Annotated in this window: 15 protein-coding genes; 6 read left to right on the forward strand and 9 right to left on the reverse strand. The window is 63.0% G+C overall.

The window, feature by feature from the left end; all coding sequences use genetic code 11:
• The first annotated feature begins 15 nt into the window (after positions 1–15).
• The 3 genes from Q4S45_RS13015 to Q4S45_RS13025 all read left to right on the forward strand — a co-directional run bounded on the left by Q4S45_RS13015 (position 16) and on the right by Q4S45_RS13025 (position 1342).
• A complete protein-coding gene (locus Q4S45_RS13015) occupies positions 16–624 on the forward strand; it encodes a Crp/Fnr family transcriptional regulator (RefSeq protein WP_305504803.1) in 609 nt (202 codons plus the stop codon).
• 187 nt (positions 625–811) lie between these two features.
• The gene (locus Q4S45_RS13020; RefSeq protein WP_305504805.1) at positions 812–976 is read left to right on the forward strand and encodes a hypothetical protein; all 165 of its coding nucleotides are present in this window, start codon (positions 812–814) and stop codon (positions 974–976) included.
• A 216-nt stretch (positions 977–1192) separates the two neighbouring features.
• Positions 1193–1342, forward strand: coding sequence for a hypothetical protein (locus tag Q4S45_RS13025; RefSeq protein ID WP_305504807.1), 150 nt, complete (start codon positions 1193–1195; stop codon positions 1340–1342).
• Between the two features lie 103 nt (positions 1343–1445).
• Here the strand turns inward: Q4S45_RS13025 and Q4S45_RS13030 are convergent, their stop codons facing one another.
• From Q4S45_RS13030 to oxlT, 3 genes are all read right to left on the reverse strand, one after another.
• Positions 1446–2453 carry a 2-dehydropantoate 2-reductase gene (locus Q4S45_RS13030; RefSeq protein ID WP_305504808.1) on the reverse strand — a complete coding sequence of 336 codons (1008 nt, stop codon included), beginning with the start codon at positions 2451–2453 and terminating at the stop codon, positions 1446–1448.
• An 18-nt stretch (positions 2454–2471) separates the two neighbouring features.
• Positions 2472–3239, reverse strand: a complete 768-nt coding sequence (locus Q4S45_RS13035) for a fumarylacetoacetate hydrolase family protein (protein WP_305512103.1) — start codon at positions 3237–3239, stop codon at positions 2472–2474.
• Positions 3240–3316: 77 nt separating this feature from the next.
• Positions 3317–4636, reverse strand: coding sequence for an oxalate/formate MFS antiporter (gene oxlT, locus Q4S45_RS13040; protein WP_305504809.1), 1320 nt, complete (start codon positions 4634–4636; stop codon positions 3317–3319).
• Positions 4637–4776: 140 nt separating this feature from the next.
• Between oxlT and Q4S45_RS13045 the strand changes: the two genes are divergently transcribed.
• A complete protein-coding gene (locus Q4S45_RS13045) occupies positions 4777–5007 on the forward strand; it encodes a hypothetical protein (protein WP_305504810.1) in 231 nt (76 codons plus the stop codon).
• A 25-nt stretch (positions 5008–5032) separates the two neighbouring features.
• On the opposite strand, the gene Q4S45_RS13050 is transcribed toward Q4S45_RS13045, so the two are convergent.
• Entirely contained in the window at positions 5033–5353 is a 321-nt protein-coding gene (locus Q4S45_RS13050; RefSeq protein WP_305504812.1) for a hypothetical protein, read from the reverse strand.
• A 125-nt stretch (positions 5354–5478) separates the two neighbouring features.
• Here Q4S45_RS13050 and Q4S45_RS13055 point away from each other — a divergent pair, with 125 nt between their 5' ends.
• Positions 5479–6414 carry a LysR family transcriptional regulator gene (locus tag Q4S45_RS13055; RefSeq protein WP_305504814.1) on the forward strand — a complete coding sequence of 312 codons (936 nt, stop codon included), beginning with the start codon at positions 5479–5481 and terminating at the stop codon, positions 6412–6414.
• A 220-nt stretch (positions 6415–6634) separates the two neighbouring features.
• Here Q4S45_RS13055 and Q4S45_RS13060 read toward each other — a convergent pair whose 3' ends face one another.
• The 5 genes from Q4S45_RS13060 to gcl are packed head-to-tail and all read right to left on the reverse strand — an operon-like array spanning position 6635 to position 12309.
• Positions 6635–7564 carry a histone deacetylase family protein gene (locus Q4S45_RS13060; protein ID WP_305504815.1) on the reverse strand — a complete coding sequence of 310 codons (930 nt, stop codon included), beginning with the start codon at positions 7562–7564 and terminating at the stop codon, positions 6635–6637.
• A gap of 26 nt (positions 7565–7590) precedes the next feature.
• Entirely contained in the window at positions 7591–8853 is a 1263-nt protein-coding gene (locus Q4S45_RS13065; RefSeq protein WP_305504816.1) for a glycerate kinase, read from the reverse strand.
• 1 nt (position 8854) lies between these two features.
• Positions 8855–9745 (reverse strand): 2-hydroxy-3-oxopropionate reductase, encoded by an 891-nt coding sequence (gene glxR / locus Q4S45_RS13070; RefSeq protein WP_305504818.1) that lies wholly within the window; start codon positions 9743–9745, stop codon positions 8855–8857.
• A gap of 16 nt (positions 9746–9761) precedes the next feature.
• Positions 9762–10547, reverse strand: a complete 786-nt coding sequence (gene hyi, locus Q4S45_RS13075; protein ID WP_305504819.1) for a hydroxypyruvate isomerase — start codon at positions 10545–10547, stop codon at positions 9762–9764.
• Between the two features lie 13 nt (positions 10548–10560).
• A complete protein-coding gene (gcl, locus tag Q4S45_RS13080) occupies positions 10561–12309 on the reverse strand; it encodes a glyoxylate carboligase (RefSeq protein ID WP_305504820.1) in 1749 nt (582 codons plus the stop codon).
• A gap of 256 nt (positions 12310–12565) precedes the next feature.
• Here gcl and Q4S45_RS13085 point away from each other — a divergent pair, with 256 nt between their 5' ends.
• The gene (locus Q4S45_RS13085) at positions 12566–13480 is read left to right on the forward strand and encodes a LysR family transcriptional regulator (protein ID WP_305504822.1); all 915 of its coding nucleotides are present in this window, start codon (positions 12566–12568) and stop codon (positions 13478–13480) included.
• The last annotated feature ends 37 nt before the right edge of the window (positions 13481–13517 follow it).

Consider the following 13517-nt stretch of genomic DNA (forward strand, 5'->3'; position numbering starts at 1 on the left):
GGTAGTGAATCTCTCATGACGTTAGTCGCAAACCATCCCGAGCGAAACATTATTCGCGTCCAGCTGAAGCAGAATGTCGTGCTGAAAGAATTGCGCGACAGCGAGATGGAGGCGCTCGAGCCTTACCTGACGGTGGAGAACCACCAGAAAGGCGACCTGCTGCTCAACCAGGGCGTGCATGACATGGAGCAGTATTTCGTGCTCGACGGCATTCTCAAGCGCGTAGTGACCAACCAGGAAGCGAAGGAGATGATCCTGCGCTTTCCTGCCGAACGCGACATCGAAACCAGTTATGCGGCGTGGCGCCTGCACACGCCGACGCCGTACAGCATCGTCTGCGTGACCAAGGCGCGCGTGGCGCGCATGCCGCTGCAGCAGTGGGTCAACTTCCTCGAGAGCCACAGCACGGTCAAGGCCGCGTTTGAATACGAGGTGATGAACCTGATGAGCTCGATCATGGCGCACACCATCACGCTGCACCTGCTCGACGCGCCTGGCCGCGTGCACCGCTTCATGCGCAAGTATCCGGAACTGTTCGAGCGGCTGCCGAAGAAGGAACTGGCGTCCTACCTGAACCTGTCGCCGGAAACGCTGTCGCGCCTGAAGAATCAAGGAAAAATCTGAGAATGGCGGGGACTGGTGCTGAAAAAGTGCCCCCCAAACAAAAAAAAGAGAACGCGCGAAAAGCCCGGTTTGTCATAGGCAATATTCGCAACGCGTATACCTCATATCAGAACTTGAAATTGGATTGCTTCGAAGGTCTTCCGTAGAATTTCACCTATCGAATTCCACCAACTTTCAGGAGATGCACATGTCCACCATCACCACCACCGCACCAGCCGGCTCGACCTACCCAGCACCGACCTTCTCGTTCGCTTCGCTGATCGGCGCCCTGTTCATGGTCAACCTGCGTGAAGAACTCGACGCCGAAACCGGCGGCGACAAGTCGGACGCAGCTTACGCCTACGGCCTGTAATTCCCGCTGAAACAGCGATGCCGCGGAATCAGCGCGGCGCAATGAAAAACCCACCGCATGCGGTGGGTTTTGTTTTTTGCAGCGACCGAAAACGCATTCCGGTCTTGCTGGCATCTCGTCGAGTGATATCCCATATCAGAACTCGAAATTGGATCGATTCGACAGTCTTCCGTAGACTCATCTCTATCGAATTCAACAAACCTTCAGGAGCTTGACATGACGACCATCACCGCTACCGCACCTACCGGCTCGACCTTCTCGTTCGCTGCGCTGATTGGCGCCTTCTTCATGCTCAACCTGCGCGAACAGCTCGACGCCGAAACCGGCGGCGACAAGTCGGACGCAGCTTACGCTTACGGCCTGTAACTCTCGCCGGCAGCAAATGAAAAACCCACCGCATGCGGTGGGTTTTGTTTTTCCCGATTGCTGAAGATGGGGTCAGGTCCGCAGGACCAGACCCCGACAGTACTTACGCCGGCACGAGCTTCACGCCGCCGTGCTCCTCGCTCATGGTGCGCTCGAGCAGCTTGACCAGCGCGTAGGCCGAGTCGATGTGCGGCGTCGGCGTGCCGGTCAGCTTGCCCAGCTCCACCACCGACCCCACCAGCGCGTCGATCTCCGGCCCGCGCCCCGCCTCCACATCCTGCAGCATCGACGTCTTGTGCTTGCCGACCTTCTCGGCGCCTTCGATGCGGCGGTCCAGCGTGACGCGGAACGATATTCCCAGCTTGGCGGCAACCGCCTGCGCTTCGAGCATCATTTCCGCGGCCAGCTCCCGCGCCAGCGGATACTGGCAGATATCGACCAGCGTCGAATGCGACAGCGCGCTGATCGGATTGAAGCAGACGTTGCCCCACAGCTTGAGCCAGATTTCGGCCCGGATGTTGTCCAGGACCGGCGCCTTCAGGCCGGCATGCTGGAACACTTCGGAAATCGCCTGCGCCCTCGGGCTGATCGACCCGTCCAGCTCGCCCAGCGGGAAGCGCTCCCCCTCGACATGCTGGATCACGCCCGGCGCAATCAGTTCCGCCGCCGGATACACCACGCAGCCGAGAATGCGCGCTGGCGCGATCTTGCTCGCCAGGTTGCCGCTCGCGTCCACGCTGTGCACCGTATGTCCTTCGAACGGCCCGCCGTGGCGGTGGAAATACCAGAACGGGATGCCGTTCTGCATGGTCACCACCACCGTGTCCGGGCCCATCAGTTTCGACACCTCGTCGGCGACGGCGTCGACCTGGTGTGCTTTCAGCGCCAGGATCACCAGCTCTTGCACACCCGCCTGCGCGTAGTTGTCGGTGGCCTTGACGTGTGGCGCCACCTTTTCCGTTCCGTCGTTCTCGATCAGCTTGATTCCCCTGGCGCGAATTGCCTCCAGGTTGGCGCCCCTGACGATGAACGTCACATCCTCGCCGGCCAGTGCCAGCTTAGCGCCGACATAACCACCGATTGCCCCAGCTCCGATCACTGCTATCTTCATGACGTGCTCCCACCTAGTTTACTCGAACCGGTTTTTGAGCTTGCCTATGCCATCGATCTCGACTTCGATCGTACTTCCTGGTCGCATGGAGCCCACGCCGACCGACGTCCCGCACAACAGGACGTCGCCCGGATTTAAAGTCATGTCTTTCGAAATCTTGCTCACCAGCTGGGCCACGGAGAACACCATGTCATTCACCGGGTAGTCCTGCCGCACTTCGTTGTTGTGGATGGTGCGCACCACCAGCATCGCCGGGTCAAGTCCCGTCGCGATCACCGGCCCGAGCGGGCAGAAGGTGTCGAAGCCCTTGGCCCGGCACCACTGCGCGAACGTCGGATCGCGGTTGATGATGTCGGCCACCGTCACGTCGTTCGCGCAGGTGAAGCCGAACACGTACTGCGGCGCTTCTTCCTCGCTGACGTCGAAACAGGTCTTGCCGATCACGATCGCCAGCTCGCCTTCGAACACCACCTTGCCGTCGCACAGCGGCTTGCGGATCGTGCCGCCTGGCGCGAGCAATGAGTTCGGGGTCTTGATCAGGTAGAGCGGCTCGGGAGGAGGCTCCAGTCCCAGCTTCTTGCCCAGCGCATGGAAGTTGTTCCACATCGCCAGGATCTTGCCCGGCACCACAGGCGCGAGCATCTGTACTTCGTTGACGTGCATCGATTTGCCGGTCGGCTCGGGAGCGTTGAACATGTCGCCCTCGTACACCCGGATCTTCTCGCCTTCGAGCGTGCCGAAGCACACCGCGTCCATGTGATGGAAGCGAATCCAGCGTTTGATCATCATTTTGCTTACCTCGTAATGCGCCGGATTGGTCGTCGGGAGGGCGCCGGCCGGGGATGGCCGGCGCCTCGTCTTGCTTAGTTGGCCATGCGTGCTGCGGTAGCGATTTCAACGGCGCCCTGCTCGGCAGGGGTAACCGCCTCTGCCATGAACTTGGCGCGCATCGGCTTCAGGACGAACCAGGCCAGGATCGCGGCCAGGGCGTTCATGCCGCAACCGATGAAGAACACCGATTCCCAGCTGCCAGTGGCGGCCATGATGACCGACGAGATCGGCACGAAGATCGATGCGGTGCCTTTCGCGGTGTAGAGCAGGCCAGCGTTGCCGGCGGCGTACTTGGTGCCGAAGGTGTCGGCCGACGTCGCAGGGAACAGCGAGTAGATCTCACCCCAGGCGAAGAACACGATGCCGGTCAGGATCACGAACATGATCGGGTCACGGCCGTAGTAGTACAGGGCCAGGATGCCGACCGCTTCCAGCGCGAAAGCGATGAACATGGTCTTTTCGCGGCCGATCTGGTCCGACACCCAGCCGAAGAATGGACGGGTCAGGCCGTTGAGCACACGGTCGATCGCCAGGGCGAAGGTCAGTGCCGGCAGGACCATGCCCATGACGTTGAACTTGACGCCGTCGATCGCGAAGTCCTTGGCGATCGGACCCATTTGCGCGGTAGCCATCAGGCCGCCGGCGGCAACCAGCACGAAGATCAGGTACATGACCCAGAACACCGGCTTGCGGATCAGCTGGGTTGGGCTGAATTCAGCCTTGCCCTGCTGGACCTTGGCCTTGCTGGTCGCGGTGGAGTGTGCCGGAGGACGAACCATCATCAGCGCCAGCAGAATGACGATGATGCCCTGGCCGAGGCCGAAATACAGGAAGGTCGCTTCGTAGCCCGAGCTTTCGATCATCTTCGAAATCGGGATGATGGTGGCGGCGGAGCCGGCGCCGAAACCGGCCGCCGTCAGGCCTGCGGCCAGGCCGCGGCGATCCGGGAACCATTTCAGTGCCGAACCGACGCAGGTGCCGTAGACGGCACCGGCGCCGATACCGCTGATCGCGGCGGCAATGTACAGCATCATCAGCGAGTCGGCGAACGAGTTCATCACCCAGCCCAGGGCGCACAGCAAGCCGCCGAACAGGACCACGGGGCGCGGACCGAATTTATCGACCGCCCAGCCTTCGATCGGCACCAGCCAGGTTTCGGTCAGCACGAAAATCGTGAATGCCACCTGGATCGCCGCTTTCGACCAGTGGTACTTGTCGGCGATCGGGTTGACGAAGAGGGTCCAGCCATATTGCAGGTTGGCGATCATCGCCATGCAGACGATGCCCATTAACAGCTGAAGCCAGCGGTTTGCTCCCGGCGCGGCCGGGGTTTTCATTGTTGCGTTTGTCATTTCCATGTCTCCGTGATGGTGTGAATGTAGCGTCTTAGTGCGCCAGGGTGGTAGTGGGTCAGGCCCGTGCTACCCCCGCCATTGCTGTGGAAAATGCCTGGACTTCGGTGGTCCCGTTGCCGTGGGTCGAAAGGGTGTTCATGAAGCTGTCTCCTGATGTTGTTTTGCTTGCCATGGACTCTTCTGCCCTGCTGTCCTCGCCGTTGGAGGGCGGGGACAGCGCAAACTCCAGTGATCGCCAGGAAAATTACCGCTTTTTACCTGACCGGCGCCCCGATTTTTACCGGGGTCGTCATTACACGGAAGTTCGAACAGATGCCCGATTGTGGGAGAAGCGTTTTTTGATATCCTTGACCTCGGTTAAGTTTTGACATCTAGACCATTGATTTTTTTTGCTCAAACCCCAGCGTGGTGCTGCTGGATTTCTGCCCAATTGATGAAGGCGCCGGGGTGGCCGCCGGCGGCCGACATCACGCCGAGGCAGCGCTCCTTGGCCGTCTGGATCGCATCGACCAGGAAGCTGGCGTCGTAGGCCTTGAGCAGGTGCGGCTGGTGCTGCTCGAGGTAGCGGCGCAGGCATTCGCGCTCGCCGTCCGGGCACAACACGCTCTCGTAGGTCTCGCTGTCCCAGTGAAAGCGCAGTCCCAGCTCGTGGAATGCGGCGTTGTAGGCGTTGCGGTGTGCATCGGCTTGATTGCTGCTGTGAGTGTTGGACATGGCATTCTCCGGGAAGGTGCGGTTGGAAATCAGTGAGTTCAATGTAACCCGCACAAATGATTAGTAATAGTTAAAGTTATTAAGCATAATGATTCATGATCCTGAATACATCGGAATGAGTCCCCATGAAGAACGCCACCTTGCGCCAGCTGAAAGTGTTCGAAGCGGTGGCGCGCCACCTCAGTTTTTCGCGCGCGGCCGACGAGCTGCACCTGACCCAGCCGGCCGTCTCCACCCAGATCAAGACGCTCGAGAGCCACGTCGGCCTCGAACTATTCGAGCAGCTCGGTAAAAAGGTCTACCTGACCCAGGGCGGCGCCGAGCTGCTGTGGCACTCGCGCGCGATCATCAAGCAGTTCCAGGACGCCGAGGAGGCGCTGGCGCATTTCAAGGGCATCTCGGGTGGGCGTCTGAACGTGGCGGTGATCAGCGCGGGCGACTACTTCTTCCCTCACCTGCTGGTCGAATTCGCGCGCAAGAATCCCGGCGTCACGCTGAACCTGACGGTGCATAACCGGCCGGAGCTGCTTGGCCAGCTGGCCAACAACCTGACCGACCTGGCGATCATGGTGCGCCCTCCGCACGACCTCGACACGCTCAACGAGTCGTTCGCGCCGCACCCGTACGTGATCGTCGCGGCGCCCGGCCATCACTTGGCGGGTCGCAAGCGGATCTCGATGGAGACGATCATGAAGGAATCGTTCGTGGTGCGCGAAAAGGGATCGGACACCTGGTTCTCGATGGAGGCCGGCTTTGGCGAGCACCTGCGCGACCTGAACATCGGCATGGAGATCAAGAGTACGGAAACGATCAAGCAGGCGATCATCGCGGGGATGGGGATCGGTTTCCTGTCGGCGCACACGATCGGGCCCGAGCTGAGGGCCGGCAGCCTGGTGGTGCTGCCGGTGCAGGGATTTCCGCTGATGCTGGACTGGTACGTGGTGCACCGGCGCGACAAGCGGCTGCCGCCGGTGGCGCGCGCGTTCAAGCAGTTCCTGCTCGACGAGGGAGCGGCGCTGATCGACAAGCTGATCCCGATGCCGAAGCCGGCGGCGCGGTGAATCCCGAATTCTTGACTTCAGTCAAGGCGAACGGCGGCACGGGCGTGCAGAATCGCCCACGTTTCACTCCGAAGTATTTTCGCCGCGACCTGCAAGGGCCGCGGCTTTTTTTCGCGTGCAGATTGGCGGGGACTGGTCCTGCGGACCTGTCCCCATCTTCATACGAATACGATCGAAACAAAAAATGGGGTCAGGTCCGCAGGACCAGACCCCGACCGGCTTACGCCATTAGCGCCTTCACGTGCGCCGCAGTGCCGCCAGCCAGTCCTTCGCCGCTGTAACCGCCCTCGAGAATCGAAACGATCCTGCCAGCGCACTCCTCGTCCGCGATCTCCATCAGCTTTTCGGTCACCCAGCGGAAGTCGTCATCCTCCAGGCTCATGCCCGCCAGCGGATCGAGCTTGTGCGCGTCGAAGCCCGCCGAGATGATGATGAAGTCCGGCCTGAACGCGCGCAGCTTGGGCAGCATCTCGGCCTCGATCCGTTCGCGGAACATCACCGAGCCGCAGCCCGGCGGCAGCGGCACGTTGACTATGTTGTGCGCCACGCCCGTCTCGGTCCTGCTGCCAGTGCCGGGATACAGCGGCGACTGGTGGCTCGACGCGTAGAACAGCTCGGGCCGCGCATAGAACGCCGCCTGCGTGCCGTTCCCGTGATGGACGTCGAAGTCCACCACCGCCACCCGCTCGAGCCCATGCTTCTGCACCGCGTGCACCGCGGCGATCGCGGCCTGGTTGAAGATGCAGAAGCCCATCGCCCGATCCGGCTCGGCGTGGTGCCCGCACGGCCGCGTGGCGCAGAACACGTTGTCCGCCTCCCCCGCCATCACCGCATCCACGCCCGCGCAGGCCGCGCCGATGCAGCGCATCACCGCGTTCCACGAGCCGGCCGACATCACCGTGTCGCCGCCGTCGAGCGCAACCCGGCCGCTGTCCGGCGCCGCGTCGGCGATCGCGTCAACGAAGTCCTGGTCGTGCACCAGCATCGCCTGCATGCGCGTGCCAATCGGCGCGTCGCGCCACGACAGCGCCTCGAATTCCGGCGCCCGCAAGGTCTCCAGCACCACCTTCAATCGCTGCGGCGACTCCGGGTGGCTCGAACCCGGCTCGTGCTTGAAACAGTCCTGGTGCGTATATATCAGTGTGCTCATGGCTATCCCTTCATGCGCGCTCCCGCTCACAAGACCAGGATCGCGCGAAAATCGTTGACGTTGGTGAGCGTTGGACCGCAAACAACCAGGTCGCCCAGCGCTTCGAAGAATCCGACTCCGTCATTATTGTCCAGCATTGCCCGCGGGCGCAAACCGTGCGCGCCGGCGCGGACCAGCGTGTCGGGCGCCAGCAGCGCGCCGGCGTTGTCCTCGGAGCCGTCGATGCCGTCGGTGTCGCAGGCGATCGCATGGATGCCGGCCTGGCCGTTCAGCGCCACCGCCAGGCTGAGAAGGAACTCGGTATTGCGCCCTCCCCGGCCCTTGCCGCGCACCGTCACCGTCGTCTCGCCGCCGGACAAAATCACGCACGGTTTGGCGAAAGGCTGGCCGCGCAGCGAGACCGCGCGCGCCATCGCCGCATGCATCAATGCGATGTCGCGCGCTTCTCCTTCAATCTCGTCGGACAATATATATGGCGTAATGCCGGCGGCGCACGCCGCGGCGGCCGCCGCTTCCAGTGCGATCTGCGCGGAAGCGATGATATGGACGCTGTTGCGGGCAAACCGCGGATCGCCCGGCTTCGGCGTTTCGCCGTCGCCCGATTCGAGCACGCGCATCACATTGGCAGGAACTTCGATGCGGTAGCGCGCCAGGATCGCCAGCGCGTCGGCGCAGGTGCCGGCGTCCGCCAGGGTCGGGCCGCTGGCGACCACTCCGGGATCGTCGCCCGGCACGTCGGAGATCAGCAGCGTGACCACGCGCGCCGGCGCACACGCGAGCGCGAGCCGTCCGCCCTTGATGGCCGACAGATGCTTGCGCACGCAGTTCATCTCGCCGATGGTGGCGCCGCTCGCGAGCAGCGCGCGATTCAGATCCTGCTTGTCGGCCAGAGTGACGCCTTCCGCCGGCAACGCCAGCAAGGCCGAACCGCCGCCGGAAATCAGGCAGATCACCAGATCATTTTCGGTCAGGCCCGCGACGGTGTTGAGGATGCGCCGCGCGGCCTGCTCGCCAGCCGCGTCGGGCACCGGATGCGACGCCTCCAGCACCTCGATGCCTTCGCACGGCACGCGGTGGCCGTAGCGGGTGACGACCACGCCTTCGAGCGGACCTTTCCAGTGCGATTCCAGCACGCGCGCCATCTCTGCGGCGCCCTTGCCGGCGCCGACGACAATGGTGCGGCCGTTGGCGGGCGGCTCCGGCAGGAAGGCTGGCAGGCAGCCTTCCGCGGTCACGGCGCCGACCGCCGCGCCGAACAGGTCAAGCAGGAAGCGGCGCGGGTCATCCATGTCAGCCCTTGGCGATCTGGTGGTTGGACATGCGCTCGATCGCCTGGCACAGCGAAGAATGATCGAGCGCGCTGCCGCCGTGCGCCGCGCAGGAGTTCATCAGCTCCTGCACCGTGGCGGTGTTGGGCAGCGACACGCCGAGTGACTTGGCGCCCTGCAGCGCCAGGTTCAGGTCCTTCTGGTGCAGCTCGATGCGGAAGCCCGGCGCGAATGTGCGCTTGACCATTCGTTCGCCGTGCACTTCGAGGATGCGCGACGAGGCGAATCCGCCCATCAGCGCCTGGCGCACCTTGGCCGGATCGGCGCCGGCCTTCGACGCGAACAGCAGCGCCTCGGACACCGCCTGGATGTTCAGCGCGACGATGATCTGGTTGGCCACCTTGGTGGTCTGGCCGTCGCCGTTGCCGCCTACCAGCGTGATGTTCTTGCCCATCATCTCGAACAGCGGCTTGACGCGGCCGAACGCTTCTTCCCCTCCGCCAACCATGATCGTCAGCGATGCGGCGCGCGCGCCAACCTCGCCGCCGGACACCGGGGCATCGAGGTAGTCGCATCCGAGCTTGTTGATGCGCTTGGCGAACTCCTTGGTCGCCATCGGCGAGATCGAACTCATGTCGACGACGATCTTGCCGGTCGAGAGGCCGGCCGCAACGCCGTCGGCATCGAACAGCACCGCTTCGACGTGCGGCGTGTCGGGCACCATCACGATGATGATGTCGGCCCGCTTGGCCACTTCCGCGCCCGAGGTGCAGACGGTGGCGCCGCCGTCGATCAGCGTGGCGGGCGGGTTCTTCTGGTCGTGCAGGTACAGCTTGCAGCCACCCGCCTGCAGGTTGGCCGCCATTGGCGCACCCATGATGCCCAGCCCGATGAAGCCTACTTTGGTCGTCATTATTGTCTCCTCCGATTTATTGATTGATGCCGTGCGCGGCGATCCAGGACAGTCCCCTGGCCGTGCCGTCCTTCGGCTTGTATTCGCAGCCCACCCAGCCGGTGTAGCCGATTTCGTCGAGCATGCCGAGCAGGTAGCGGTAGTTGATCTCGCCGGTGCCGGGCTCGAAGCGGCCTGGATTGTCGGCCAGCTGGATGTGGCCGATCTTCGCCAGGTTGGCCTTGATGGTCGCGGCCAGCTCGCCCTCCATGCGCTGCATGTGATAGATGTCGTACTGGACCAGGATGTTGTACGAGCCGGTTTCGCGGATGATGCTCAGCGCCTGCTCGGTGCCGTGCAGGTAGAAGCCAGGGATGTCGAAGGTGTTGATTGGCTCGACCAGCAGGCGGATGTCCTCGGCCTGCAGCGCCTTCGCGGCGAATTTCAGGTTATCGACCAGCGCGCCGTATGCCTCGCCGTCGGTGACGTTGGGCGGCTTGATGCCGGCCAGGCAGTTCAACTGCTTCACGCCAAGGGCCTTGGCGTAGGCGATCGCCTTGCCCACGCCGTCCTGGAACTCGCCCTTGCGGTTCGGGTGGCAGGCGATGCCGCGCTCGCCCGCTTCCCAGTTGCCGGCCGGGAGATTGTGCAGCACCAGCTGCAGACCGTTGGCGTCGAGCTTCTCGGCGATGCGGCCCGCTTCGTACGCATACGGGAACAGGAATTCGACGCCCTTGAAGCCGGCCTTCGCTGCCTCGCCGAAGCGGTCGAGGAAGTCGACTTCGTTGAACAGCATCGTCAGGTTTGCGGCTAATTTCGGCATAATGCGCTCCTTCTTATTTGACATCGAGGACGTCGTTAAATTCGTTGATGGCGTCGATTTCGGTGCCCATCGCGATGTTGGTCACGCGCTCGAGGATGATCTCGACGACCACCGGCACGCTGTGCTGCTTCATCAGGTCGCGCGCCTTGTCGAACGCGGGAATGATGTCTTCCGGCCGGAACACGCGCAGCGCCTTGCAGCCCAGGCCTTCGACCACGGCGACGTGATCAACGCCCCTTCCCTCCAGTTCCGGTGTATCGACGTTGACGTTTTCGAAGCCGAGCTGCACACAGTAGTCCATCTCGAAGCCGCGCTGCGACTGGCGGATCAGGCCCAGATAGGAGTTGTTCACGAGGACGTGGATGTAGGGCAGCTTGAATTGCGCGCCGACGGCCAGCTCCTCGATCATGAACTGGAAGTCGTAGTCGCCCGAGATGGCGACGATGTCGCCGGTCGGGTCGGAGGCGCGCACGCCCAGCGCCGCGGAGATGGTCCAGCCGAGCGGGCCGGCCTGGCCGCAGTTGATCCAGTGGCGCGCGTGGTGCACGTGCAGCGACTGCGCCGCGGCGATCTGCGACAGGCCGATGCTGGCGACGTAGCGCACGTCGCGGCCGAAGTATTCGTTCATCTCGTGGTACACGCGCAGCGGCTGGACCGGCACGTTGTCGTAGTCGCCCTTGCGCAGCATGGTGCGCTTGCGTTCCTGGCACTCGGCCAGCCATTCGGAGCGGTCGGCCAGCTTGCCGTCGGCTTTCCATTCCTTCGCCACGTCGACCAGCAATTGCAGGGCCACCTTGGCGTCCGAGACGATGCCGAAGTCGGGGCCGAACACGCGGCCGATCTGGGTCGGCTCGATGTCTATGTGGACGAACTTGCGGCCCTTGGTGAACACTTCGACGCTGCCGGTGTGGCGGTTGGCCCAGCGGTTGCCGATGCCGATCACGAAGTCGGACGCCAGCATCGTGGCATTGCCGTAGCGGTGGCTGGTCTGCAACCCGGCCATGCCCGCCATCTGCGGGTGGTCGTCGGGAATGCAGCCCCAGCCCATCAGGGTCGGGATGACAGGAACGCCGGTGATCTCGGCGAATTCGACCAGCAAAGCCGATGCGTCGGCGTTGATGATGCCGCCCCCGGCGGTGATCAAAGGACGGTCGGCTTCGTTCAGCATCGTCAGCGCCTTCTCGGCCTGGGCTCGGGTCGCCTTCGGCTTGTACAGCTCCATCGGCTCGTAGGTGTCCGGGTCGAACTCGATGATCGCCATCTGCACGTCGAACGGCATGTCGATCAGGACCGGGCCGGGGCGGCCGGAGCGCATCAGGTGGAAGGCCTGCTGGAACACGCGCGGCACCAGCGCGGGCTCGCGCACGGTGACGGCCCACTTGGTTACCGGCTTGGCGATCGACTCGATGTCGACCGCCTGGAAGTCTTCCTTGTACATGCGGGCGCGCGGCGCCTGGCCGGTAATGCAAAGAATAGGTATCGAATCGGCCTGGGCCGAATACAGCCCGGTGATCATGTCGGTGCCGGCCGGACCGGAGGTGCCGATGCACACGCCGAGGTTGCCGGCCTTGGCGCGGGTGTAGCCTTCGGCCATGTGCGAGGCGCCTTCGACGTGGCGCGCCAGGATGTGGCGGATGCTGTCGCGCTTGCGGAGGGCCGCATACAACGGGTTGATTGCCGCGCCGGGCACACCGAAGGCGACGCTGACTCCCTCCTTTTCCATCACGTGGACTGCCGCTTCGGCTGCCGTCATCTTTGCCATGTCGTTCTCCAGGATTGAATTGCATTTACTCGATGAGCCTATGCTAGAGGTTTAACGGGCCCGTGATAAGACGACAAAATATCGGTTTATTCGATACTCCAGGTATGGAATAATACAAATCAAACAAAAGTGAAAACCTACTTTTGTTTGGATCTGGTCAGTAAGCCAAGATGGAAACCGGCTACCAGACGCACGGCCAGTCAGGCAAAAATTCCTGGCAAAGCCAGATGATTTTTACAAGCAGAAGCGTGGAACCATGGACAAGCTCAAACAGATGGAAGCCTTTGTCGACGTGGTCGAAAAAGGCAGCCTGGCGCGCGCGGCGCTGGAGCAGCACATCACACCGGTGATGCTGGGACGTCGCATCGACGCGCTGGAAAAACGGCTGGGCGTGAAGCTGATGCACCGGACCACGCGCCACCTCACCCTCACCGAACAAGGCCAGGTGTTCCTCGACCATTGCCGCAAGCTGCTGGCCGATGTCGATATCGCGGAGACGATCGTGTCGGAGGGCCGGCACAAGGCCAGCGGCCATTTGATCGTGTCGGCGCCGGCGGCGTTCGGGCGGCTGCACGTGGCGCCGCATGCGCCGGCGTTTGTCGCCGCCAATCCGAAGGTGCAGATCTCGTTCAACCTGACCGACCACGTGGTCGACCTGGTGCGCGAGGGGTATGACGTGGGAATCCGCATCGGCGGCGTGCTCGATCCGAATTTCGTGGCGGTGAAACTGGCGACCAACCGGCGCGTGGTGTGCGGCACGCCGGAGTATTTCGAGCGCAACGGCATACCGCAGACGCTGGACGATCTGGCCGGGCACAACTGCCTGGCGTTCAACCTCCAGGGCGGTCAGCAGCGCGGCTGGTATTTTCAGAAGGACGGCAAGCCCGTGACTATCAAGGTGCAGGGAAACCTGGACTGCAACGACGGCGAGTTGCTGCACCGCTGGGCCAGCGAGGGGATTGGGCTGGCGTGGCGCTCGACCTGGGAGATCCAGGCGCAGCTGGCGTCTGGGGAACTGATCACGGTGCTCGACGAATTCGCCCTGCCCGACTACGACATCACTGCGGTGTACATGCAGCAGCGCCATTTGCCGGCCAAGGTGCGCTTCTTCATCGATGCGTTGAAGGCGACCTACGCGCAGCCGGGGTACTGGACCCGGGCCACGCGCTGAGCCGTATGTCGCACCTGCGAAGGCAGGTGCCTATGCT

Origin of the sequence: Massilia sp. R2A-15, assembly GCF_030704305.1 — a bacterium.
Classification (GTDB): Bacteria; Pseudomonadota; Gammaproteobacteria; order Burkholderiales; family Burkholderiaceae_D; genus JAFCUW01.

What these genes read in the sequence shown, in the direction of transcription:
- oxlT (WP_305504809.1), bottom strand. Translation starts at nt 4,636, where the DNA reads ATGACAAACGCAACAATGAAAACCCCGGCCGCGCCGGGAGCAAACCGC.
- gcl (WP_305504820.1), bottom strand. Translation starts at nt 12,309, where the DNA reads ATGGCAAAGATGACGGCAGCCGAAGCGGCAGTCCACGTGATGGAAAAG.
- Q4S45_RS13060 (WP_305504815.1), bottom strand. Translation starts at nt 7,564, where the DNA reads ATGAGCACACTGATATATACGCACCAGGACTGTTTCAAGCACGAGCCG.
- Q4S45_RS13045 (WP_305504810.1), top strand. Translation starts at nt 4,777, where the DNA reads ATGAAGCTGTCTCCTGATGTTGTTTTGCTTGCCATGGACTCTTCTGCC.
- Q4S45_RS13025 (WP_305504807.1), top strand. Translation starts at nt 1,193, where the DNA reads ATGACGACCATCACCGCTACCGCACCTACCGGCTCGACCTTCTCGTTC.
- Q4S45_RS13035 (WP_305512103.1), bottom strand. Translation starts at nt 3,239, where the DNA reads ATGATCAAACGCTGGATTCGCTTCCATCACATGGACGCGGTGTGCTTC.
- Q4S45_RS13020 (WP_305504805.1), top strand. Translation starts at nt 812, where the DNA reads ATGTCCACCATCACCACCACCGCACCAGCCGGCTCGACCTACCCAGCA.
- Q4S45_RS13030 (WP_305504808.1), bottom strand. Translation starts at nt 2,453, where the DNA reads ATGAAGATAGCAGTGATCGGAGCTGGGGCAATCGGTGGTTATGTCGGC.
- hyi (WP_305504819.1), bottom strand. Translation starts at nt 10,547, where the DNA reads ATGCCGAAATTAGCCGCAAACCTGACGATGCTGTTCAACGAAGTCGAC.
- Q4S45_RS13015 (WP_305504803.1), top strand. Translation starts at nt 16, where the DNA reads ATGACGTTAGTCGCAAACCATCCCGAGCGAAACATTATTCGCGTCCAG.
- Q4S45_RS13050 (WP_305504812.1), bottom strand. Translation starts at nt 5,353, where the DNA reads ATGTCCAACACTCACAGCAGCAATCAAGCCGATGCACACCGCAACGCC.
- Q4S45_RS13055 (WP_305504814.1), top strand. Translation starts at nt 5,479, where the DNA reads ATGAAGAACGCCACCTTGCGCCAGCTGAAAGTGTTCGAAGCGGTGGCG.
- glxR (WP_305504818.1), bottom strand. Translation starts at nt 9,745, where the DNA reads ATGACGACCAAAGTAGGCTTCATCGGGCTGGGCATCATGGGTGCGCCA.
- Q4S45_RS13085 (WP_305504822.1), top strand. Translation starts at nt 12,566, where the DNA reads ATGGACAAGCTCAAACAGATGGAAGCCTTTGTCGACGTGGTCGAAAAA.
- Q4S45_RS13065 (WP_305504816.1), bottom strand. Translation starts at nt 8,853, where the DNA reads ATGGATGACCCGCGCCGCTTCCTGCTTGACCTGTTCGGCGCGGCGGTC.